The sequence below is a fragment of the Corynebacterium sp. HMSC067D03 genome (assembly GCF_001811185.1).
Lineage (GTDB): Bacteria > Actinomycetota > Actinomycetes > Mycobacteriales > Mycobacteriaceae > Corynebacterium > Corynebacterium coyleae.
The window spans coordinates 17,328-37,691 of record NZ_KV803831.1; the positions used below are offsets into that span (position 1 = coordinate 17,328).

The 20,364-nt window shown below is 63.1% G+C and carries 21 protein-coding genes; 13 read left to right on the forward strand and 8 right to left on the reverse strand.

Annotated elements, in window-relative coordinates; all coding sequences use genetic code 11:
- Positions 1–33: 33 nt before the first annotated feature.
- A complete protein-coding gene (gene lpdA / locus HMPREF2785_RS07775) occupies positions 34–1,446 on the forward strand; it encodes a dihydrolipoyl dehydrogenase (protein ID WP_070421516.1) in 1,413 nt (470 codons plus the stop codon).
- Positions 1,447–1,696: 250 nt separating this feature from the next.
- Here lpdA and HMPREF2785_RS07780 read toward each other — a convergent pair whose 3' ends face one another.
- The gene (locus HMPREF2785_RS07780; protein ID WP_070421515.1) at positions 1,697–2,161 is read right to left on the reverse strand and encodes an SRPBCC family protein; all 465 of its coding nucleotides are present in this window, start codon (positions 2,159–2,161) and stop codon (positions 1,697–1,699) included.
- 257 nt (positions 2,162–2,418) lie between these two features.
- Between HMPREF2785_RS07780 and HMPREF2785_RS07785 the strand changes: the two genes are divergently transcribed.
- From HMPREF2785_RS07785 to HMPREF2785_RS07815, 7 genes are all read left to right on the forward strand, one after another.
- Positions 2,419–3,192, forward strand: coding sequence for a succinate dehydrogenase cytochrome b subunit (locus HMPREF2785_RS07785; RefSeq protein WP_070421514.1), 774 nt, complete (start codon positions 2,419–2,421; stop codon positions 3,190–3,192).
- A 21-nt stretch (positions 3,193–3,213) separates the two neighbouring features.
- Positions 3,214–5,286, forward strand: a complete 2,073-nt coding sequence (locus tag HMPREF2785_RS07790; RefSeq protein WP_070614791.1) for a fumarate reductase/succinate dehydrogenase flavoprotein subunit — start codon at positions 3,214–3,216, stop codon at positions 5,284–5,286.
- Complete coding sequence (locus HMPREF2785_RS07795) at positions 5,286–6,035, forward strand: succinate dehydrogenase/fumarate reductase iron-sulfur subunit (protein ID WP_070421512.1); 750 nt, start codon at positions 5,286–5,288, stop codon at positions 6,033–6,035. The genes HMPREF2785_RS07790 and HMPREF2785_RS07795 overlap by 1 nt, the downstream gene beginning before the upstream one ends.
- A gap of 66 nt (positions 6,036–6,101) precedes the next feature.
- Positions 6,102–6,470 (forward strand): hypothetical protein, encoded by a 369-nt coding sequence (locus HMPREF2785_RS07800; protein WP_070421511.1) that lies wholly within the window; start codon positions 6,102–6,104, stop codon positions 6,468–6,470.
- Positions 6,471–6,554: 84 nt separating this feature from the next.
- Positions 6,555–7,832, forward strand: coding sequence for a DUF445 domain-containing protein (locus HMPREF2785_RS07805; RefSeq protein ID WP_244268664.1), 1,278 nt, complete (start codon positions 6,555–6,557; stop codon positions 7,830–7,832).
- Between the two features lie 15 nt (positions 7,833–7,847).
- Complete coding sequence (locus HMPREF2785_RS07810; protein WP_070614793.1) at positions 7,848–8,351, forward strand: CGLAU_01105 family protein; 504 nt, start codon at positions 7,848–7,850, stop codon at positions 8,349–8,351.
- Between the two features lie 11 nt (positions 8,352–8,362).
- Positions 8,363–8,677: a DUF2516 family protein gene (locus HMPREF2785_RS07815; protein ID WP_083284891.1), complete on the forward strand. Its 315-nt coding sequence runs from the start codon at positions 8,363–8,365 to the stop codon at positions 8,675–8,677.
- A 40-nt stretch (positions 8,678–8,717) separates the two neighbouring features.
- Here the strand turns inward: HMPREF2785_RS07815 and HMPREF2785_RS07820 are convergent, their stop codons facing one another.
- The 3 genes from HMPREF2785_RS07820 to HMPREF2785_RS07830 are packed head-to-tail and all read right to left on the reverse strand — an operon-like array spanning position 8,718 to position 10,790.
- On the reverse strand, positions 8,718–9,476 hold the full coding sequence (locus tag HMPREF2785_RS07820; RefSeq protein WP_070421508.1) for an LmeA family phospholipid-binding protein: 759 nt from the start codon (positions 9,474–9,476) through the stop codon (positions 8,718–8,720).
- Positions 9,477–9,486: 10 nt separating this feature from the next.
- A complete protein-coding gene (locus tag HMPREF2785_RS07825) occupies positions 9,487–10,239 on the reverse strand; it encodes a class I SAM-dependent methyltransferase (protein WP_371326028.1) in 753 nt (250 codons plus the stop codon).
- Positions 10,240–10,298: 59 nt separating this feature from the next.
- Entirely contained in the window at positions 10,299–10,790 is a 492-nt protein-coding gene (locus tag HMPREF2785_RS07830) for a DUF2505 domain-containing protein (RefSeq protein WP_070421584.1), read from the reverse strand.
- Between the two features lie 24 nt (positions 10,791–10,814).
- Between HMPREF2785_RS07830 and HMPREF2785_RS07835 the strand changes: the two genes are divergently transcribed.
- Positions 10,815–11,816 (forward strand): UDP-N-acetylmuramate dehydrogenase, encoded by a 1,002-nt coding sequence (locus tag HMPREF2785_RS07835; RefSeq protein ID WP_141750670.1) that lies wholly within the window; start codon positions 10,815–10,817, stop codon positions 11,814–11,816.
- Positions 11,817–11,971: 155 nt separating this feature from the next.
- On the opposite strand, the gene HMPREF2785_RS07840 is transcribed toward HMPREF2785_RS07835, so the two are convergent.
- Positions 11,972–13,693 (reverse strand): long-chain-fatty-acid--CoA ligase, encoded by a 1,722-nt coding sequence (locus tag HMPREF2785_RS07840; protein WP_070614796.1) that lies wholly within the window; start codon positions 13,691–13,693, stop codon positions 11,972–11,974.
- Between the two features lie 24 nt (positions 13,694–13,717).
- Positions 13,718–15,412, reverse strand: coding sequence for a long-chain-fatty-acid--CoA ligase (locus HMPREF2785_RS07845; protein ID WP_070614797.1), 1,695 nt, complete (start codon positions 15,410–15,412; stop codon positions 13,718–13,720).
- A gap of 147 nt (positions 15,413–15,559) precedes the next feature.
- On the opposite strand from HMPREF2785_RS07845, the gene HMPREF2785_RS07850 reads away from it, so the two are divergent.
- On the forward strand, positions 15,560–16,555 hold the full coding sequence (locus HMPREF2785_RS07850; protein WP_246821201.1) for a MinD/ParA family ATP-binding protein: 996 nt from the start codon (positions 15,560–15,562) through the stop codon (positions 16,553–16,555).
- Here HMPREF2785_RS07850 and HMPREF2785_RS07855 read toward each other — a convergent pair.
- Entirely contained in the window at positions 16,552–16,821 is a 270-nt protein-coding gene (locus HMPREF2785_RS07855; protein WP_070421505.1) for a type II toxin-antitoxin system RelE family toxin, read from the reverse strand. The genes HMPREF2785_RS07850 and HMPREF2785_RS07855 overlap by 4 nt on opposite strands.
- Positions 16,822–16,890: 69 nt before the next feature.
- Between HMPREF2785_RS07855 and HMPREF2785_RS07860 the strand changes: the two genes are divergently transcribed.
- Both HMPREF2785_RS07860 and mshA read left to right on the forward strand, forming a co-directional pair.
- Complete coding sequence (locus tag HMPREF2785_RS07860) at positions 16,891–17,184, forward strand: type II toxin-antitoxin system prevent-host-death family antitoxin (RefSeq protein ID WP_246815475.1); 294 nt, start codon at positions 16,891–16,893, stop codon at positions 17,182–17,184.
- A gap of 33 nt (positions 17,185–17,217) precedes the next feature.
- Positions 17,218–18,480 carry a D-inositol-3-phosphate glycosyltransferase gene (mshA, locus tag HMPREF2785_RS07865; RefSeq protein WP_070614799.1) on the forward strand — a complete coding sequence of 421 codons (1,263 nt, stop codon included), beginning with the start codon at positions 17,218–17,220 and terminating at the stop codon, positions 18,478–18,480.
- Here the strand turns inward: mshA and HMPREF2785_RS07870 are convergent.
- Positions 18,477–19,577 (reverse strand): chymotrypsin family serine protease, encoded by a 1,101-nt coding sequence (locus HMPREF2785_RS07870; RefSeq protein WP_070614801.1) that lies wholly within the window; start codon positions 19,575–19,577, stop codon positions 18,477–18,479. The genes mshA and HMPREF2785_RS07870 overlap by 4 nt on opposite strands.
- Before the next feature lie 40 nt (positions 19,578–19,617).
- Between HMPREF2785_RS07870 and HMPREF2785_RS07875 the strand changes: the two genes are divergently transcribed.
- A complete protein-coding gene (locus HMPREF2785_RS07875; RefSeq protein WP_070421582.1) occupies positions 19,618–20,364 on the forward strand; it encodes a phosphoglyceromutase in 747 nt (248 codons plus the stop codon).

Consider the following 20,364-nt stretch of genomic DNA (forward strand, 5'->3'; position numbering starts at 1 on the left):
CATTTTGCCAGACGGGGACGTACCATATGCATCGTGAGTAAAGAACATTTTGACGTTGTTGTCCTCGGCGCGGGCCCCGGTGGCTACGTCGCCGCCATCCGTGCAGCTCAGCTGGGTAAGAAAGTTGCTGTCATTGAGAAGCAGTACTGGGGCGGAGTCTGCCTCAACGTAGGCTGCATCCCATCCAAGGCGCTTATCAAGAACGCTGAAGTCGCCTCCATCTTCAACCACGAAGCAAAAACTTTCGGCATCAAGGGTGACGTGGAGTTCGACTACACCGACGCCCACAAGCGCTCCCGCCAGGTCTCCCAGAAGATCGTCGGTGGCGTGCACTACTTGATGAAGAAGAACAAGATCCAGGAAATCAACGGCCTGGGCTCCTTCAAGGACGCCAAGACCATCGAGATCACCGAGGGTGACGACAAGGGCAAGACCGTCACTTTCGACGACTGCATCATCGCCACCGGCGCCGTCGTGCGCACCCTGCCGGGCATCGAACTGTCCGAGAACGTCGTCTCCTACGAAGAGCAGATCCTCAACCCTGAGGCTCCGGAGAAGATGGTCATCGTCGGCGCAGGTGCCATCGGCATGGAGTTCGCCTACGTGCTGTCCAACTACGGCGTTGACGTCACCGTCATCGAGTACCAGGACCGCGTCCTGCCGAACGAAGACAAGGACGTATCCAAGGAGATCGCCAAGGCCTACAAGAAGCTTGGTGTGAAGCTGCTCACCGGCCACGCCACCACCGAGGTCCGCGACAATGGCGACTCCGTCGAGGTCGACGTAAAGAAGAACGGCTCCGACAAGACCGAGACCCTCAAGGCCGACCGCGTCATGATCTCCGTCGGCTTCGCACCGCGCACCGAGGGCTACGGCCTGGAGAACACCGGCGTCGAGCTCACCGACCGTGGCGCCATTGCTATCGACGAGCGCATGCGCACCAACGTCGATCACATCTACGCCATCGGCGACGTCACCGCGAAGCTCCAGCTCGCCCACGTCGCAGAGGCACAGGGCATCATCGCCGCCGAGACCATCGCGGGTGCAGAGACCCTCGAAATCGAGGACTACATGATGACCCCGCGCGCCACCTTCTGTAACCCGCAGGTTGCCTCCATGGGCTACACCGAGGAGCAGGCCAAGGAGAAGTGGCCGGACCGCGACATCAAGGTCGCGACCTTCCCGTTCACCGCAAACGGCAAGGCAGTTGGCCTGGCTGAGACCGCTGGCTTTGGCAAGCTCGTCGCCGACGCTGAGTTCGGCGAGATCCTCGGCGCCCACCTCGTTGGCGCGAACGTTTCCGAGCTTCTGCCGGAGGTTGTGCTTGCACAGCGCTTCGATCTGACCGCTGGTGAGATCGCTCGCTCCATCCACATCCACCCGACCCTGTCCGAGGTGCTCAAGGAAGTCGCCCACGGCGTCGAAGGCCACATGATCAACCTTTAATTGATCGCCGCATAAAAAGGGGCGCGACCGCACAGGTCGCGCCCCTTTTTTATGTTGTGGTGCGGATCGTCTAGCTGCCACTAGACGATCCGCGCCATATTGAACATGGGTTGCGTTATCACCTGGGAAAACGCGGGCGAGGTGCGTTGATCGTCTGGTTGTGCTGCCAAGGAAGCTAGACGATCAGCAAAAGCAGAACGCGGCGCCCCGGCTGGCGGGGTGCCGCGTGGGGGCGTCGATTAGCGAGTGCTTATGCGCCTGCGACTGCTGCTGCGAGCTTGTCCAGGGACTTAGCCAGGAAGTCGTCGTTGAACTTCTCGGTCATGCCCAGCAGGTTCTCCTCCAGCTCATCGCGCTGGTAGGTGAGCTTCACGGTGGTGTTGTCGGCGTCGATCGGCTCGAGCTCGTAGAGCCACTTCGCGCCAACCTTCACCTGGGCGGTGGTGTTTTCCACGTTCTTCCAGCCAATGATGCGGTCCGGCTGGATGGCGAAGACCTCGTTGACGGTCTGGTAGTCGCCGTCCTCCTTGGTCATGTTCATAGTGAATGTGTCGCCGACTGCCTTGAGGCGCTCGGCCTGATCGGCGGAGACAACCATGCCGGAGTCGTCGGTCTCGGCGTGGCGCTCGGGGTTGGACAGGATGTCGAAGATCGCGGCCGCAGGGGCATCAATCTGACGGGTTGCAGAGTTCTCGGTGTTCTTGTCAATAGCCATGGGGGCCAGCGTACCGATTTCGCCCCGAGCTGGCAGTTAGGTGAAACTAACCAACCAAAGATTGACACTTAACGGGGTGAGGATTGTTGGCTATCCACCATCAATGTCCCGCAGTGAGGAAGGTCACAAAGTGCGGTGCGTACTGGGGAGAGGGGTCAAGTGTCGGTTGAAACTTGGGAAAAACATGGATCGGCCTGCAATTCAGGTGTGTGTAACCGGCGCGATTCTCATAGAGTATTAGCGACACTGGAGGTGCCATGACTGTACAAAACGCAGACCGTGAAGCCATTCGTCACGGAAAAATTACTGAAAAGCCGCTGCGCGAGCGGCCGTCCTACCCAACATGGGCCATCAAGCTGACCATGGCCATCACCGGCCTCATCTTCGGTCTTTTCGTGCTTGGCCACATGGTGGGCAACCTGAAGATCTTTATGCCGCTGCACGCCGACGGCTCCGCGCCGATCGACGACTACGGCGAGTTCCTCCGCACGATCGGCGAGCCGCTGTTCCCGCGTGAGGGCTTCCTGTGGATTATTCGCATCGTGCTGCTCGCCTGCCTGGTGCTGCACGTTTGGGGAGCATTCGCCCTGCACGGCCGTTCGAAGAAGTCCCGCGGTCGCTTCAAGCGCACGGGCCTGATGGGTGGCTGGCAGTCCACCGCGACCCGCGCAATGCTGGTCACGGGTGTCATCCTGCTGCTGTTCATCGTGTTCCACATCCTGGACCTCACCATGGGTGTTGCTGTGGCTTCCGACGAGTTCGTCCACGGCGCAGTCCGCAACAACCTGCTGGCTACCTTTGGCCCAGGTCGCTGGTGGGTCACCCTGGTTTACGTTGTCGCGAACCTGGCACTGCTGCTGCACCTGACCCACGGCATCTACCTCGCTGTGTCTGACCTTGGCTGGTTGGGCAAGCGCGGTGAGGGCCTCATGGTCGTGCTCGCGTACATCCTTCCGTTCATCGTCGTCGCCGGAAACGTCATCATGCCGATCGCTCTTGCGGCCGGCTGGGTCCCGGACTTCGTTCGGTAATGGCCAAATAGGAGAAACAATATGACTACCTCTATTTCCTCGAATCAGGGTTCGCACGGCGAGCAGGCCTCCACCGAGACGCCGGCTGCTGGCCAGGCCCAGGCACAGGCGTTCCGTCAGCCGGAGTCGGCTGCTGCTGGTGTCACCCCGGGTGAGATCCTGCAGTCCAACGAGCCAAACCGCGACGAAGTGCGCATGAAGGACATGTGGGAGTTCCAGAAGGACCACATGAACCTGGTGTCGCCGCTGAACCGTCGTAAGTTCACCGTCCTCGTTGTTGGTACCGGCCTGTCCGGTGGCGCAGCTGCTGCGGCACTTGGCGAGCTCGGCTACAACGTCAAGTCCTTCACCTACCACGATGCTCCGCGTCGTGCGCACTCCATTGCTGCACAGGGTGGCGTCAACTCCGCCCGCGGCAAGAAGGTGGATAACGACGGTGCTTACCGCCACGTTAAGGACACCGTGAAGGGCGGCGACTACCGCTGCCGCGAGTCCGACTGCTGGCGCCTGGCTGTCGAGTCGGTCCGCGTGATCGACCACATGAACGCCATTGGCGCTCCGTTCGCTCGTGAGTACGGCGGCACCCTGGCCACCCGTTCGTTCGGTGGTGTGCAGGTCTCCCGTACCTACTACACCCGTGGCCAAACAGGCCAGCAGCTGCAGCTGTCCACCGCTTCGGCTCTGCAGCGCCAGATCCACCTGGGCAACGTTGAGATCTTCACTCACCACGACCTGATGGATCTGATCATCACCCAGAAGGACGGCAAGAAGCACTGCTCCGGCATTGTGACCCGTAACCTGATCAACGGTGAGATCACGCCGTTCACCGGCCACGCAGTCATCCTGGCTACCGGCGGTTACGGCAACGTGTACCACAAGACCACGCTGGCGAAGAACTCCAACTCTTCCGCCATGATGCGTGCGTACGAGCGTGGTGCCTACCTGGCGTCCCCGTGCTTCGTCCAGTTCCACCCGACCGGTCTTCCGGTCAACGCGAAGTGGCAGGCAAAGACCACGCTGATGTCGGAGTCGCTGCGTAACGACGGCCGCATTTGGACCCCGAAGGAAAAGGGCGACGACCGCGACCCGAACACCATTCCGGAAGACGAGCGCGACTACTTCCTGGAGCGTCGCTACCCGGCCTTCGGCAACCTGGTGCCGCGTGACGTTGCGTCCCGTGCGATCTCCCAGCAGCTCAATGCCGGCTACGGTGTTGGCCCGCTGCACAACTCCGCATACCTGGACTTCTCCGACGCGATTGAGCGCCTCGGCGAGGACACCATCCGTGAGCGTTACTCGAACCTGTTCGAGATGTACGAGGACTCCACTGGCGACGACCCGTACAAGGCTCCGATGCGTATTGCACCGACCGTCCACTTCACCATGGGCGGCCTGTGGACCGACTTCAACGAGATGACCTCCATCGACGGCCTGTTCGCCGCCGGTGAGTGCTCCTGGACCTACCACGGTGCAAACCGTCTGGGTGCTAACTCGCTGCTGTCCGCATCCGTCGACGGCTGGTTCACCCTGCCGTTCACCGTCCCGAACTACCTGGCAAACCACCTCGGTGAGGAGAAGCTCTCCGAGGACTCCCAGGAAGCCAAGGACGTTGTTGCTGAGGTGGAGGAGCGCATCGCGCGCATCATGTCCATCCGTGGTCCGGAGCCGCACGGCCCGGAGCACTTCCACGAGCAGCTCGGCGACATCCTCTACGAGCACTGTGGCGTTGCCCGCACCGTGGAGGGCCTGGAAGAGGGCATCCGTAAGATCCGTGCACTGCGCGAGGACTTCTGGACCAACATCTCCATCCCGGGTACCGCGGATGACATGAACCAGACCCTCGAGGCTGCGCTGCGCCTGGTTGACTACATCAACCTCGGCGAGCTCATGTGCATCGACGCTCTCGACCGCGACGAGTCCTGCGGTGCTCACTACCGTATGGATCACCTCACCGATGACGGCGAGGCAGAGCGTGACGACGACAACTGGTGCTTCGTCTCCGCGTGGGAGCCGGCCGGCGAAGGCCAGTTCATCCGCCACGCTGAACCCCTGTACTTCGATTCGATCCCGCTGATGGCAAGGAACTACAAGTAATGAAACTGACACTTGAAATCTGGCGCCAGGCTGGTCCTGACACTGAGGGCAGCTTCGAGACCGTCCAGGTCGACGACGCTGTGGAGCAGATGTCCATCCTGGAGCTGCTCGACCACGTCAACAACAACTACGTCGAAGAGGGCAAAGAACCGTTCGTGTTCGCCTCTGACTGCCGCGAAGGCATTTGCGGCACCTGTGGCGTACTGGTCAACGGTCGCCCGCACGGTGCTGGCCAGAACACGACGGCCTGCCTGCAGCGCCTGTTTAACTACAACGACGGCGATACGCTCAAGATTGAGCCGTTCCGCTCCGGTGCATTCCCGGTGATCAAGGACCTGACTGTGGACCGTTCCGCTCTGGACCGCGTCATGCAGCAGGGCGGCTACGTTTCGGTCAACGCCGGTACCGCGCCGGATGCTGACACGCTGGCTGTGAACCACAAGGATGCAGAGACCGCGCTTGACTACGCGGCCTGCATCGGTTGTGGCGCTTGTGTGGCTGCGTGCCCGAACGGTGCTGCGCACCTGTTCACTGGCGCGAAGCTCAAGCACCTGAAGCTGCTGCCGCTGGGCAAGATGGAGCGCGGCCGCCGTGCCCGCAACATGGTTGATGAGCTGGAGACGAACTTCGGCCACTGCTCGCTGTACGGCGAGTGTGCTGATGTTTGCCCGGCCGGTATCCCGCTTGATGCAGTCGGTGCGATCAACGCTGAGCGTGCCCGTGCTGCCTTCAAGGGTGGCGACGACTAGATCTGCCGTATACTCCGAGGTATTGGAGTCCTGGTAGAACCAGCAGTAGTAGAAGGAAACATCATCATGGGTTCTCATGCAGTTGCAGATATCCACAGCGAGTCTTTCCCTGAGTACCAGAGCAGGATTGAGGACACGTACATCGAGGGCTACGACCCGGTATCCCTGGGTGCGCCGCACTCGTCCCTGAACCGCAACTTCACCTGGGTTGCGATGGGTCTGCTCCTGTCCGCACTGTTCGGTGTTGGCCTGGCAGTGTGGGGCTGGGGCGCGATGGTCTACGGCTTTGGCTCGCAGACTCACGGCCTGGCAGAGCGTCTGCTCATCCTGGGCGTCGCTGAGGCAGTGATCACCACGGTGCTCGCCTTCATCTTCATCGGCCTTGGCCGGAAGGATTACAAGGAGTACCGCAAGCGCACTGGCCGCGTGAACTAACGCGCTGGACGCTTTTGCCCTCTTCGTTTCGGCGAAGGGGGCATTTTTCGTGCCCATGTCGGCCGGGCTGCTTTAATCGGGGGCATGACTGATCAGTTGATGCCAAGCCCAACCAATGAGGCGGAGCGGCGCCGCGTCCTGCGAAACCACAAGATCGCGGTGACAAGTTTGCTTGGGGTTGCTGCGGTGATCTTCCTTGCGTGCTCGTGGGCGCAATCCCAAGGCGCAACGGCGGCGTGGATTGGTTACGTGCGTGCTGCGGCGGAGGCCGGCATGGTGGGTGGTTTGGCCGACTGGTTTGCGGTGACGGCGTTGTTTAAGCACCCGATGGGGATTCCGATTCCGCACACGGCGATCATTCCGAACAAGAAGGATCAGGTTGCGGGGGCGCTGAGCGACTTTGTCAGCGAGAACTTCCTGAATGCGCGCACGATTACGCAGAAGGTGATGGATGCGGGCATCCCGGAGCGGGTAGGCACGTGGATGGCGCAGCCGGCGAACGCGGAGCGTGTCAGCGAAGAGGTGGGCACGTTCGTGGTGCGCATGGTTGAGGGCATCGATCCGAAGGAGGCGGAGCGGTTCATCGATTCGCAGGTGATCGACCGCTTTGCGGAGCCGATTTGGGGCCCGCCGCTGGGCCGTGCGCTGGAGGGGTTGATTGCGGATGGCAAGGTGGAGCCGGTGGTGGATGACATGGTGGCGTGGGGTCGTCGCAAAGTAAATGGCATGGAGGACACGGTCGTTTCACTTATCGACGAACGTATGCCCCGCTGGGCACCCCAATTCGCCAAAGACCTCGTGGGGCAGCGCGTGTACGACGAGTTGGTGTCGTTCATGGCGGACGTGGACGCGGACCCGCAGCACGAGGCGCGGCGGGCGCTGCGCCGACAGATCAACGACTTCGCGCAGGACCTGCAGTTTGATGGGGAGATGATCTCGCGCGTGGAGGCGTTGAAGGGCGACATCATGGCGTCGAACGCGGTGCGTTCGGCGTCTGCCGGGATGTGGGCGCAGTTGTCCACAGCGTTGGTGGAGGCGGCCTCGGATCCGTCGAGCACGCTGCGCAGGAAGGTCGCGGATGCGTCGATGGAATGGGGCACCAAGCTTCGCGACGACCCCACAGTCCGCGCCGATGCCGAAGCACGCCTGGAAAAGATCACCCACTACGCGGCCGAGAACGGCGCGGAACAGATCGTGGGCATCATCGCGGAGACGATCGAGCGCTGGGACGGGGAGGAAGCAGCGGAGAAGATCGAGCTGATGGTGGGCCGTGACCTGCAGTTCATTCGTCTGAACGGCACTGTGGTCGGTGCACTGGCCGGTTTGGTTATTTACACTGTGACACAGCTCTTGTTCTTTTAGATGAAAGGTAAAACTGTGGCTGACAACAATGGCGAGATCCGTAATAACCTGCGCGACGCTGGCGAGGCCCTGCTGCTGGCGGGCTCTTCTCTCGGCGCGGCGCTGGGCAAGGTAGCCGGCGAGCTCTCTGAGCGTTTCCAATCCACGTCCGATGAGGCTCGCACGAACTTGAACGCGGCGACGTCGGAGGGTGACGTGCGCAACGTGGCCAACAACTTCGTCGACGAGGCGGAGAAGCTCTTTAACTCCCTGCGTGAGCGTGATCTGCAGATCTCCGACGACCTCAAGGAGACTGTGACTACGAAGGTGAATGAGGTGCGCGCTGCGCTCAACGAGCGTCTGGATAAGGCTCTTGACGGTGTCGATGACAAGGGTGTTATGAGCGATGTCCGCTCGCGTTTCGACGGCCTGGTGGAGCGCCTCCAAGACCAGTTCACCAACACCACCGGTGACGGCGATATTATCGACGGCGAGATTCTGGAGACGGACGAAACCGACTCCAACAACACCGCTAACTAGAAGGTTGGGATATGGATACCGCGGCTCTTGAGCAGATCCAGTTCATCACGACGCTCCCGTCACGCGCGAGCTTCCTCATGCTCTTCGCGGTCGGCATCGCAGGCCTTGTGGCTGCCGGGCTCGTGGCGACGACCCGCCCCGACGCGTTCGAAGCAGCAGGCCGCCAGTCGAAGGGCGCCTGGATTGGCATCCTGGCGCTGTCTGCAGTGGCGTGCATGCTCGGCCTGCCGTTCATCGCATGGTTTGGTGCGGTGGCGATCGGTATCTACTACTTCGACATCCGCCCCCAGATCAAAAACATTCTGGAGGGCAACGGCGGCTGGTAACACCGCCCGCGCCGCCGCAGCGCCGCCGCAGCGGCACCGCTTAACCCTGCTGGGTCGTGAACCCGGCGGGGTTTTCTTGCATCATCTGCAGTTCGTTGAAGTTCACGTCGGTGCCCACCATGGAGACTTGGAGGCCGCCGTCGATGACGCGGAAGTCGTCGATACGCATGGTGCTGTTGGCTTCCTGGGCCATGCCGTTGGACAGGGCGCCGCTGATGGCGTCGGCGACACCGTCGGGCAGGTCGAAGCCGAACAGCGAGGTGTTCTCGGCCTCGAGCGCGAGTTGGCCGTCACGCATGGAGGGGCGCAGTTCGATGCCTGCGACACCGCCGCTGAACTCGACGGTGAAGGTACCGGCCTCGGGGTTCGCGGTGACGTCGCTGACGTTGATGAAGTTGGCCAGGAATCCGGCGTCCTCGCCCATCTGCTGCTCCAACTGCTGGTTGAGCATGGCGCGGACGTAGTCGGTGGGCAGATCGGAGGTCAGGTGGAGGGTTTCGGCGACCGGGTCGCCACCTGCGATGTGGACGTTGTCCATCTCCACGACGGCGGCGGGCGCGCCGGTGAAGGTGTTGCCGTCCACAACCAGGGTGGAGTCCTGGTCGATTTTCATGTGGGGGAACTTTCCACCCAGCAGGCCGAGTGTGACTGGCTTTGGGCCGAAGGACACCGAGGTGCCTTCCGGGGCTTCGGACGTGACCTGGTGGGACACGAACGCGCGGATGCCTCCTTCCGCAACGGCGAACAGGAGGAGTACTCCGACGATGATGGAGAGGGTGACTTTCCAGGCTTTGGTCATGCGGGCCAGTTTAGGAACTTGGGGCGATGGCGTTCCACTCGACGGTCACGGAATTGTCGGAAAAGCGGCGCCGCTGGGGCGTGATCGGCCATTTTGCGGCCAGGTCGTCGAGGGCGTGGCGCCAGCGCACGCGCGGGCCGTGGGGTTCCCATCCGGCGGCGTGTTCCCAGGCGGTATCGGCGTCGGTAAGAAATGCGTGGATGGCCTCGCCGGGTACGTTGCGGTGGATCAGCGCTTTGGGGAGGCGCTCCGCCACCTCTGAGGGTGTTGCGGTGTGGAAGGGATCCCAGGAGAGGGTTAAGGAGACGGGGCCGGTGTCGTCGAGAAGCAACCATGCGCACCGGCGCCCGATCTCATCGCAGGTGCCTTCGACGAACAGGCCGCCTGGCGCAAGGCGTGAGCAGACGGTGTCCCACACGTCGGGGACTTGGTCGACGTCGTATTGGCGCAGCACGTTGAAGGCGCGCACGAGGTGGGGGCGGTAGCCGGCGAGTTCGAACCCGCCGAGCTCGAAACGCACGCCGTCGCGGGGCGGCAGGACGCGTTCGGGGTCGATCTCGAGTCCCACGACCTCGATGTCGGGACGGATCTGGCGCAGCCACCCGGCCCATTCGACGGTGGTGGCATGCGAGGCGCCGTAGCCCACATCCACGGCCAGCGGGTCGGGTACGGCTCGCAACAGGGACTGGACCCGCGGGTGAAAGCGGGTCCAGCGATCAGATCTGCGCAGACGATTAAACCCGGTCGTGCCGCGGGTGATCACCCCGTAGGGTTTGCCCGCCGCACCCGGGTTATCGGCGCGGAGATTGTGATAGTGGGGGATTAGAGGTTCTCGCTAATCCACTGCTCGGTGAGCTTCGCTTCGTTTTCCACGATCTCCTCGAGTGCCTCGGCGACCTTCGGCTCGAGGGCAGCGCCCATAAACGGGATGTTGACCTTGGCTTCGAGCTCGTAGTCGAGCTTGGTGTTGTCGCCGTCGCGGGTTGCGGTGTATTCGGCGCCGAGGTCCACCGGGGTGCCCTTGACGTCGCCGGTCATGGTGTGCTTGGCGGTGTCGCCGTCGAGCGCGCCTACGGTGACGACGCGCTTGAGCTTCAGGTCCTGGGACACCATCGCCTGTGCTGCCGGCGGGAGGATAGAGGTCGGCAGAATCTCAAAGAGGGTTGCGGTGTTGTCCGCGAACTCGTTGAGCTCGCCCGGTTCCGGGGAGAGTTTCTCTGCGATGAACTCCCAGTATTCGCGCGTGGCGTAGGCTTGCGCGACCTTTTCGATCGGCTGGTTGATGGTCACAGTGATCTCACTACGTGCAGTCATGGGTCACAGACTACCGTTGTTGGCGTGTCAACCCCATCATTTGCCTCTCTGACCACGTTGCGCGTCGGCGGTTCGCCGGCCGAGATCATCGAGTGCACCAGCGCCGAAGCACTCGCCGAGACCGTTGCGCGCCTTGATCGCGCCGGTTCGCCGCTGCTTGTTGTTGGCGGCGGGTCCAACCTGCTTGTTGCGGAAGGTGCGCTCGATCTGACTGCTGTGTTGGTGCGCAACGAGGGCATCTCGCTTATCGACGACACCACGCTGCGCATCCAAGCCGGCACCGTCTGGGACGACGTGGTTGCCTTTGCTGTCGACCATGGCCTCGGTGGTATCGAAGCCTTGTCGGGCATTCCGGGTTCCGCTGGTGCCACTCCGGTGCAAAACGTCGGCGCGTACGGCTCCGAGATTTCGGACGTGCTCACCCGCGTGCGCCTCTACAACCGCCAGACGGGTGCGGACGAGTGGGTGTCCGCCGAGTCACTGGAGTTGGCGTATCGCTACTCCAACCTGAAGTTCACCTCGCGTGCCGTGGTGCTGGAGATCGAGCTGGCGCTGGAGAAGACCGACCAGTCGATCCCGCTGCGCCACCTGGGCGGGGAGCGTGTGTCGCTGGCGGAGGCCCGCGCATCCGTGCTGGAGACGCGCCGGGCGAAGGGCATGGTGCTCGACGCCGGCGACCACGACACGTGGTCCGCGGGCTCGTTTTTCACCAACCCGGTCGTGCCCACCGCACTGGCGGATGAGATCGAGGCCAAGGTCGGCGAAGACCACATGCCACGCTTTGCCGCTGGTGAGGGCCAAGAGAAGTTGTCTGCGGCGTGGCTGATCGAGCGCGCCGGCTGCCCCCGCGGATTCCCCGGGGAGGACGCGCCAGCACGCCTGTCCACCAAGCACACCCTTGCGCTGACGAACAGGGGTAACGCCACGGCGGACGACATCGTGGCGTTGGCTCGGAGGGTGCAGGGGGTCGTCGACAAGCAGTTTGGCGTTGAGCTGCACCCCGAGCCGGTCTGGGTGGGCCTTTAGCGCGAACCCCCGTCGCACGAGCAAATGGTGAGAATCAAACGGGGAGAACGCCAAAATTTTGCCGAGCTCACCATTTGGTTCTCACCATCTGTGAGAGGAGCGGCGGATGGCCGCCGCGAGACCAACAAAGCAGCGCGGGTGTCCGGACCGAGCCTTTAGCGCTGCTCGAGCTTGGACAGCAGGTCCTCGCGGACCTCGCGGCGGCGTAGCTTGCCCATCTGGTCCTTGGCCAGCTCCTCGAAGTGGTAGAAGGTGCGCGGCACCTTGTAACGGGTGAGGTTCTCGCGGGCGAAGTCCTTCAGGCCGTCGGGGTCGAGGGCGGCGCCGTCGCGAAGCACGACGCAGGCGACAACATCCTCCGAACCGTCGGAGCGCGGACGGCCGACCACGGCGACATCCTCGACGTCCTTGTGGGTGCGGATGACCTCCTCAACCTCCGCAGGGTAGACGTTGAACCCGCCGGTGATGATGAGCTCCTTGATGCGGGAGACGAGCTTAATAAAGCCGTCCTCCTCCATCACACCCATGTCGCCGGTGCGGAACCAACCGTTGTGGAAGACCTTCTCGGTGGCCTCAGGGTTGTTGAAGTAGCCGGAGAACACCTGCGGGCCCTTCGCCAGGATTTCGCCGTCCTCGCCGTAGGGCATGTCCTTGTCCGGGTTGTCCGGGTCGACGATGCGGATCTCGGTGTCGGGGAAGGGGATGCCGATGTAGCCGGGGCGACGGTCCGCGGTCTGCGGGTTGCCGACGATGATCGGTGACGTCTCCGTCAGACCGTAGCCTTCCACTAGGCGGCCGCCGGTGGCGCGCTCCCACTCCTCGATGATCTCCTTCGGCAGCGACGACGCACCCGAGAAGCCAATCTGGACCGGGGACAGGTCGATGTTCTTCTTCTCCGCAGCCTGCAGGATGCGCTCGAACAGGGTGGGCACACCCGGAATGAATGTTGGCGGGGTTTTCTTGATGGCCTTCATCACAAGAGGCATCTGCGGGGCAGGCAGGAGCACGAGTTCGGAGCCGATCAGCATGGTCAGTGTCAGCGAGAACGTCAGGCCGTAGGCGTGGAAGAACGGCAGGGCTGCCAACATGCGCTGGTTGCCCTCTTGGAGTTCCTTTACCCACGCCTGGCCCTGCAGCGGGTTGGCAACCAGGTTCGCGTGTGACAGTGCCGCGCCCTTCGGCGCGCCGGTCGTGCCGGAGGTGTACAGGATCACTGCGGGGCTTTCCGGAGTGATCTCCGCTGGGGGTTCCAGGTCAGTGCCCAGCCCACCGATGGCGGAGCTGGTCAATGACTCCCATGGCACCGTGTTGCTGCACGGGCCGGTGAGCGCTGCGCGGGCCTCCATCACCTTCGGCAGCGGCAGGCGCAGCGCGAGTTGTTGGGCGCGTGGCATGGCCTTGATCATGTTCACGCTGACCACGGTTTCCAGCGGGGTGTCGGCGCGCAGCTGCTCGAGCGTGTCGGCGGCCTTGTCCCACACGATTGCCACACGGGCGCCGTGGTTCTTGAATTGTGGGCGCAGCTCGTGGGCGGTGTAGAGCGGGTTGTGCTCGACGACAACACCGCCGATCTTCTGCACAGCAAAGAAGGCGGCGACGTGCTGCGGGCAGTTCGGCAGCATGATCGCCACGCGGTCACCCGGGCGAACGCCAAAGGCTTTCAGACCTGCGGCGGCGCGGCGCACCTCGCGGTCGAGCTCGCTAAAGGTCTGGGTGCGGCCGAAGAACCTGGTGGCGGTGTTGTTGCCGTTGGTGGCCAGGTTGTCGTCGTAAAGATCGTTCAGCGTGCGGTTGCCGTACTCCAGCGAGTGGGCGGTCCACTCGGGGTAGTACTGCAGCCAGGGGGCGTCTCCATTGGTTGGGGAGGGTGAAGTCATGGTGACCACCCTACGCCCATCTACCTACGGTTGGGTAAGAAGACTGACGAGAGTGTCGCGAACCTCACGGCGACGAATCTTGCCTGTCTGGTCCCGGTTCAGCTCCTCGAAGTGGTAGAACTCGCGCGGCACCTTGTAGCGCGTCAGGTGCTTGCGGGCGTAGGCCTTGAGGCCTTCGGGGTCGAGCGCGGCGCCGTCGACAAGTGTGATGCACGCGACAACGTCCTCGGCGCCATCCTCGCGGGGGCGGCCGACGACTGCGATGTCGTCGATATCCGGATGGCGGCGAAGTACGCCCTCCACCTCGTCCGGGTACACGTTGAAGCCACCGGTGATGATCATCTCCTTGATGCGCGCCACCAACTTGATCCAGCCGTCCGGCTCCATGACGGCCATGTCGCCGGTGCGGAACCAGCCATCGTGGAACGCGTTCTCGTTCGCCTCCGGGTTGTTCAAATAGCCTGCGAAGACCTGCGGGCCACGGGCGAGCAGCTCGCCTGGCTCGCCGTCGGGCATGGTGCGAGAGGGGTCGTCCGGGTCAGCGATGCGGATCTCCGTATTGGGGAAGGGGAGACCGATGTAGCCCGGACGACGTGTGCCGTCGAGGGGGTTGCCGGCGAGGATCGGCGAGGTTTCCGTCAGGCCGTAGCCCTCGATGAGGCGCCCGCCCGTGGTGTTTTCCCACAGTTCGATCGTCTCTGCAGGCAGGGTGGATGCGCCGGAGATCGACGTGTGAATCGAGGAAAGGTCGACGTTGTCTTTCTTCGCCCATTCGATGATTTTGGCGTACAGCGTGGGCACACCCGGCAGCATCGTAGGCCGCGTTTTCAGGATCGCCGACTGGTACAACTGCGGCTGCGGTGCGGGCACGAGCACGATCTGCCCGCCGACCGTCAGTGGCAGGCCGTAGTTCAACGCAAGGCCGTAGATATGGAACATCGGCAGCACGGCGAGCACCTTTTCGCGCACCGCACCCCAGTCCTCCAGCCACTCGATGCCCGCCTTGAGGACCGAGACGATATTGCGGTGCGTCAGCGGCGCGCCCTTCGGTTTCCCGGATGTGCCCGAGGTGTAGAGGATAAAGGCGGTGGTTTCCGGTTCGATCGGTGGCAAGTGCACCGTGCGCGAACGCGTCCGCAGTAGGTCGGTGAAGTTCATTGCCCCGGGGGCGGGGGCGCTGAGCTCGGCGCGCTTCTTCTTTACCGGCGGAATCGGCAGCGCGAGCAATGCCTTGAGGCGCGTTGGCATTTCGTCGATCATGTTGACGGCCACAACGGTTTCCAGCGGGGTGCGTCCGCGCAGGGAGAGGAAGGTGTCCGCCTCACGGTCGAAGACAATCGCAATCTTCGCTCCGTGGTCGTTGAACTGTGGCTCGAGCTCGTCTGCGGTGTAGAGCGGGTTGTGTTCGACGACGACCGCGCCCAGCCGCAGGATCGCCGTGACTGCGATGACGTGCTGCGGGCAGTTGGGGAGCGCAACCGCCACGCGGTCCCCAGGCTGGACGCCGAGTTTGGCCAAGCCGGCTGCCGCGCTGCCGACGTGATCGTTGAGCTCGGCGTAGGTGAGCTCCTTGCCCATAAACCATGTTGCGGCGCTGCGCGGTTGGGTGGCCACGGCCCGGTTGAACCAGCTCACGAGCGTATCTGTGCCGATTTCGGGACGCGGGTTCGTCCATTCGGCGTATTGCTCAATCCAGGCCTGTGTGTCTGCGGCGCCCATTGCATCCTCTCGGTTGTGGTCAGGTGTATACAAGTGTGTTGCGGAGTATAACTTACTCTTGCGTAGGTTGTGAATGGGTGCGCACAAGAAATTGATCATCTACACTTGCCCGCATCACATATTTGGGGAAATACGGGGGGATTTTTCATGACCACGTTCCATGACGCCACGCTTCGCGACGCTGTTGCCATGCCGGAGCTTGAACTCACACCACCTGAGGTGCTCGATCAAACCAACCTGGTGGATCCGGTGAAATCGCCGCCGAAACAGGGCTGGCGCAAAATGATCCACACCGCCACTCGTGGTCGCATCAACCCGGGCGGTTCGCGCAAAGAGCTCGAGGAGCAGCAGCTTATCGACGCCATCCGTGCGCCCCTGCGCGGCGACTACCGCATTGCGGTGATGAGCCTGAAAGGTGGCGTCGGTAAGACCACAACCACCGTTGCCCTTGGAGGCGTGTTTGCACAGACCCGCGGGGATCGCGTCATCGCCATCGACGCCAACCCGGACCTGGGCACACTTGCCCAACGCGCAGCAACCGCGCCACCGGCCACCATCCGTGACCTGCTCCACGCGCCGGAAACGCACCGCTACCCGCAGGTCCGTGCCTTTACTAACCAGGCAGCATCGCGGCTCGAGGTGATCGGCTCCGAGCGTGACCCGGCGGTCTCCGAGGCGTTTTCGGAAGCCGACTACCGCCACGCCATCGACATCCTGCAGCACCACTACAACGTCATTCTCACCGACTGTGGCACCGGCCTGATGCACTCCGCGATGGCGGGCGTGCTCGACCTGGCCAACGCGCTTGTGCTGGTCACCTCACCTGCTCTCGACGGCGCGCAGTCCGCATCCGCGACCCTCGACTGGCTCAACCTCCACGGCTACGACCAGTTGGCCGCCAACGCTGTCGTGGTCGTTTCCTCATCCGCACCGGGCAAGCCGACCATCGATATGGGCAAGGTCACCGAACACTTCGCCTCGCGCACGCGGGCGGTGCACACGATCCCGTACGACAGGCACCTGGCGGAAGGTGCGGTCGTCGATTTGGAGCGCATGGCCCCGGCAACCCTGAAGTCCTATCAGCACCTGGCGGCTACGGTGGCGGCGGACTTCGGTGCGTGGCACCGGCACGCGGCGCACTAAAGGCCTTTGTAGACCTCGCCACGCGGCGCGATGCGCAGTACTTCCACTAGAACGACTTTTTGCTGAACTGAGTAGATGATCCGGAACCCGCCAACCCGGATTCGGAAATCGTCGTAGCCGGTTAATCGGACACAACCGGCGGGGAATGGATTAGCGGAGAGCGCTTGTAAGGCTTCGGTAATTCGCTCGAAGGTGTTTCGGTCGCTTCGTCGAATTTTTCTGAGGTCACGACTGGCTTGGTTGGTGAGCTCGACTTGGTATTTCATTGACACCCCCTAGAAAATGTGTACAGTGTGTACCAACTGTACACAGTATGGATGAAGGGGTGGTGCACTGTGAAAGCGCCGGAAGACGCAATTGCGCTTGTTGAATTGCGGAATCGCTTAGGTGAGACGGTTGACCGAGCGAATTATGCAGGTGAGCGGGTGTTGATTACCCGGAACGGGAAGTCTGCTGCAGCTATCGTGCCGGTTGAAGACTTGGTGCTGTTGGAAGAGCTAGAGCAGGTCGCTGACCGCGAACTGCTACGCCGTGCCCGTGAGGAGGACGACGGAACGAGGACACCGCTCGAGGTGGTTCTCAAACAGCTCGCTGAGGAAGACTTGCAAAGCCATACCAACGCGCAGTGACGCAGGGTTTTGCGCCGCGCTAATCTGGCCCGCATGCGCGTCGCCATGATTTCAATGCACACCTCTCCGCTCGAGCAGCCGGGAATCGGTGATGCCGGTGGCATGAACGTCTACGTTCACAACATTGCGACCCAACTGGCCCGCCAGGGCACGCAGGTGGATGTGTTCACCCGTGCGACGCGGCCCAGCCAGGGCGAGATCGTCGAGGTCGAGCCAGGCTACCGGGTGATCAATATCGTCGCCGGGCCGTATGAGGGGCTGGAGAAAGAAGACCTGCCCACCCAACTCGCGGCGTTCGCCGGCGGGGTGGTGCAGTTCTGCCGAGCAGACGAGCGCTCCTACGACCTGATCCATTCCCACTACTGGCTCTCCGGCCAGGTGGGGTGGTTGCTCGCCGACCTTGCTGGGGTGCCACTGGTGCACACCGGGCATACGTGGGCGGCGGTGAAAAACGCCTACGGTGTGGGTGGCTCGGAGTCGGAGGCGCGCCGTATTTGTGAGCAGCAACTCGTGGACAACGCCGAAACGCTCGTGGTCAACACCGAGGATGAAACCAGCGAGCTTGCCCGCTTCTACGACGTGGACCCGTCGAAGATCGACGTAGTCAGCCCTGGTGCGGACACGGAACTGTTCACCCCTGGCACGAACCGCAACACGGAACTTGCGCGCCGCCACCTGGGTATTCCGCTGCATGCGAAGGTGGTGGCGTTCGTGGGCAGGTTGCAGGACTTCAAGGGTCCGCAGGTGTTGTTGCGTGCGATGGGGGAGGTCGTGCGCCGCGCTCGCGTCGAAGGTCCGTTGCGCGTGATCATCTGTGGTGGGGCGAGCGGGTCCGGTTCGTCGGTAGAGCACTACCGTGCGATCGCGGACGAGGAGGCGCTGGGTGCCACCGTGCGTTTCCTTGGCCCGCGCCCGCCGGAGGAACTTGTCAGCATCTACCAGGCGGCGGACATTGTGGCGGTGCCGAGTTACAACGAAAGCTTCGGCCTGGTCGCCGTGGAAGCGCAGGCCACAGGTACGCCGGTGGTGGCGGCGAAGGTCGGCGGGCTCCCGATCGCGGTGTGTGACGGGGAGACCGGCCTGCTGGCGGGCAGTCACGACACCAACGAGTGGGCGGACGCGCTGGAGCGGTTGCTTATCGACGACTCCACGCGCATCCACATGGGCGAATCCGCCGTCCGCCACGCGGCCCGGTTTAGCTGGGCGGCGTCGGCAGACCAGCTCGCGGGCGTCTATAAGCAAGCGCTCGACGGTTACGACCCCTGTGAGGCTCCCCGGATCCCCGGCGGCAACTAGCGGATGATCGCGTTCACGGCGGCGCTGATCTCACCTGCACGCTGGTTGGCTGCGGCACCCGCACGTCCGGCAAGCTCCTGCGCTGCGGCAACCGGGTCTGCTGCTTGGGGAAGACGCTGCGCCTCCCCGGCGAGGCGAGCAGCATCAGCCTGGGCACCGTTGACTGCGCCGGTGAGTTTGTGGAACTTCGACGGTGCCGGCGCGGGCTTGTTGGCGGCGGCTGGGTTGTGCTGGGCGATTTCGTCGCGAAGCGTCGCAAACTCCGCGCGCGGCGCCGGCTCAGCAGGAGTAAACGCCTGATTTACCTGACCGTCGGGGATGCCGTAGGCGGACTCGAGCGCATGGTCGATCTGCTGGGAGTTGCCGAAGGGGCCGTATCCAATGACGGTCAACCCGATGGCCTCGCCCGTGCGCGGGTCGTAGTTGATGCCGCCGGAATCACCCGAGGCGTAGTTCAACCCGACGTGCCAGATGAAGTTCTGTGTACGGAACACCTGGGTGCCGCACGAGCGGCCGGTGCGCATGCCGTCTTTGCAGATGGGCTGGCCAAAGTTGTCAAAGCTGATCAGCTCGTTGCCCAGGCTGCGGTAGTCCTTCACCCCGGTGATCGCCACGTTCCGGGAAGGTGCAGAACCCCACTGGTCGCGGGAGGCGGACCAGCCGGAGGCAGAAACGCCTGGGTCGAGGCGGACCATGGCCCAGTCGGGCTCGTCGATAATGCGGTAGAAGTCCATCAATTCGCCGTTGCCCAGCTCGAACTTCTTGCGCTGCGTATCAATGGTGCCCACGTGCGGGTAGCGCACCCCGCCACCACTTCGTACCGGCGCGTACACCTCCGGGCGCACCGTTTTATCGTCCACGTCGAAGCAGTGCGCGGCGGTGATCATGATCCGCTTCGTCTGCCCGTCAGGGGTGCGCACCACACCGGAAGGGCCCTGGCTGCAGCGCGAGGTGTTGGCAAAGGAATCAGAGCCCTGAAACAGCGTGGCCACAGGCGCGCCGGGGGCGGCAAGCGCAGGCGCTGCGGCAGCAGATGGGGCAGTGGTCAGTGCCGCGGCGACAGCAACCGCGGCGGCGTAGCGAAAAACCTTGAGCATGCCCACGACACTAAACCTCTTTCGTGGCATGCTTAAAGTCATGGGTAACGGAAAGTTGATTCTTGTACGTCACGGTCAAAGTGAGTGGAACAAGTCGAACCAGTTCACCGGCTGGGTGGACGTCGACCTGACAGAGCAGGGCGAGCGCGAAGCCGTCAACGCCGGCAAGCTCATGGTTGAAAAGGGTGTCCTGCCGGACATCGTGTTCACCTCGCTGCTGCGTCGCGCGATCCGCACCGCCAACATTGCGCTGAACGCAGCGGACCGCCACTGGATCCCGGTTGTGCGCAACTGGCGCCTCAACGAGCGCCACTACGGCAAGCTGCAGGGCCTGAACAAGGCGGAGATCCGCGACAAGTACGGCGATGAGCAGTTCATGGAGTGGCGTCGTTCCTACGACACTCCGCCGCCGGCGATTGACATCGATAACGAGTACGCGCAGACCAACGACCCGCGCTACGCGTTCCTGCCGGAGGTGCCGCGCACCGAGTGCCTGCAGGACGTTGTGCGTCGCTTCCTGCCGTACTACGAGGAGGCAATCCTGCCGCAGCTGCTGCAGGGCAAGACCGTCATGGTCGCAGCGCACGGTAACTCTCTGCGTGCGCTGGTGAAGTACCTCGACGGCATTTCCGACGAGGACATTGCGGCGCTGAACATCCCGACCGGCATGCCGCTGCTGTACGAAATCGGCGAGCGCGGCAAGGTGCTCAACCCGGGCGGTACCTACCTCGACCCGGAGGCTGCCGCTGCTGGCGCTGCCGCTGTGGCTAACCAGGGCAAGAAGTAG

Bases quoted from the DNA above. Each gene is read 5' to 3' on its own strand.
- HMPREF2785_RS07850 (WP_246821201.1), top strand. From the start codon at position 15,560: ATGACCACGTTCCATGACGCCACGCTTCGCGACGCTGTTGCCATGCCG.
- HMPREF2785_RS07815 (WP_083284891.1), top strand. From the start codon at position 8,363: ATGGATACCGCGGCTCTTGAGCAGATCCAGTTCATCACGACGCTCCCG.
- HMPREF2785_RS07800 (WP_070421511.1), top strand. From the start codon at position 6,102: ATGGGTTCTCATGCAGTTGCAGATATCCACAGCGAGTCTTTCCCTGAG.
- HMPREF2785_RS07870 (WP_070614801.1), bottom strand. From the start codon at position 19,577: ATGCTCAAGGTTTTTCGCTACGCCGCCGCGGTTGCTGTCGCCGCGGCA.
- HMPREF2785_RS07875 (WP_070421582.1), top strand. From the start codon at position 19,618: ATGGGTAACGGAAAGTTGATTCTTGTACGTCACGGTCAAAGTGAGTGG.
- HMPREF2785_RS07795 (WP_070421512.1), top strand. From the start codon at position 5,286: ATGAAACTGACACTTGAAATCTGGCGCCAGGCTGGTCCTGACACTGAG.
- HMPREF2785_RS07785 (WP_070421514.1), top strand. From the start codon at position 2,419: ATGACTGTACAAAACGCAGACCGTGAAGCCATTCGTCACGGAAAAATT.
- HMPREF2785_RS07830 (WP_070421584.1), bottom strand. From the start codon at position 10,790: ATGACTGCACGTAGTGAGATCACTGTGACCATCAACCAGCCGATCGAA.
- HMPREF2785_RS07845 (WP_070614797.1), bottom strand. From the start codon at position 15,412: ATGGGCGCCGCAGACACACAGGCCTGGATTGAGCAATACGCCGAATGG.
- HMPREF2785_RS07805 (WP_244268664.1), top strand. From the start codon at position 6,555: ATGACTGATCAGTTGATGCCAAGCCCAACCAATGAGGCGGAGCGGCGC.
- HMPREF2785_RS07780 (WP_070421515.1), bottom strand. From the start codon at position 2,161: ATGGCTATTGACAAGAACACCGAGAACTCTGCAACCCGTCAGATTGAT.
- HMPREF2785_RS07790 (WP_070614791.1), top strand. From the start codon at position 3,214: ATGACTACCTCTATTTCCTCGAATCAGGGTTCGCACGGCGAGCAGGCC.
- HMPREF2785_RS07855 (WP_070421505.1), bottom strand. From the start codon at position 16,821: ATGAAATACCAAGTCGAGCTCACCAACCAAGCCAGTCGTGACCTCAGA.
- HMPREF2785_RS07840 (WP_070614796.1), bottom strand. From the start codon at position 13,693: ATGACTTCACCCTCCCCAACCAATGGAGACGCCCCCTGGCTGCAGTAC.
- mshA (WP_070614799.1), top strand. From the start codon at position 17,218: ATGCGCGTCGCCATGATTTCAATGCACACCTCTCCGCTCGAGCAGCCG.
- HMPREF2785_RS07820 (WP_070421508.1), bottom strand. From the start codon at position 9,476: ATGACCAAAGCCTGGAAAGTCACCCTCTCCATCATCGTCGGAGTACTC.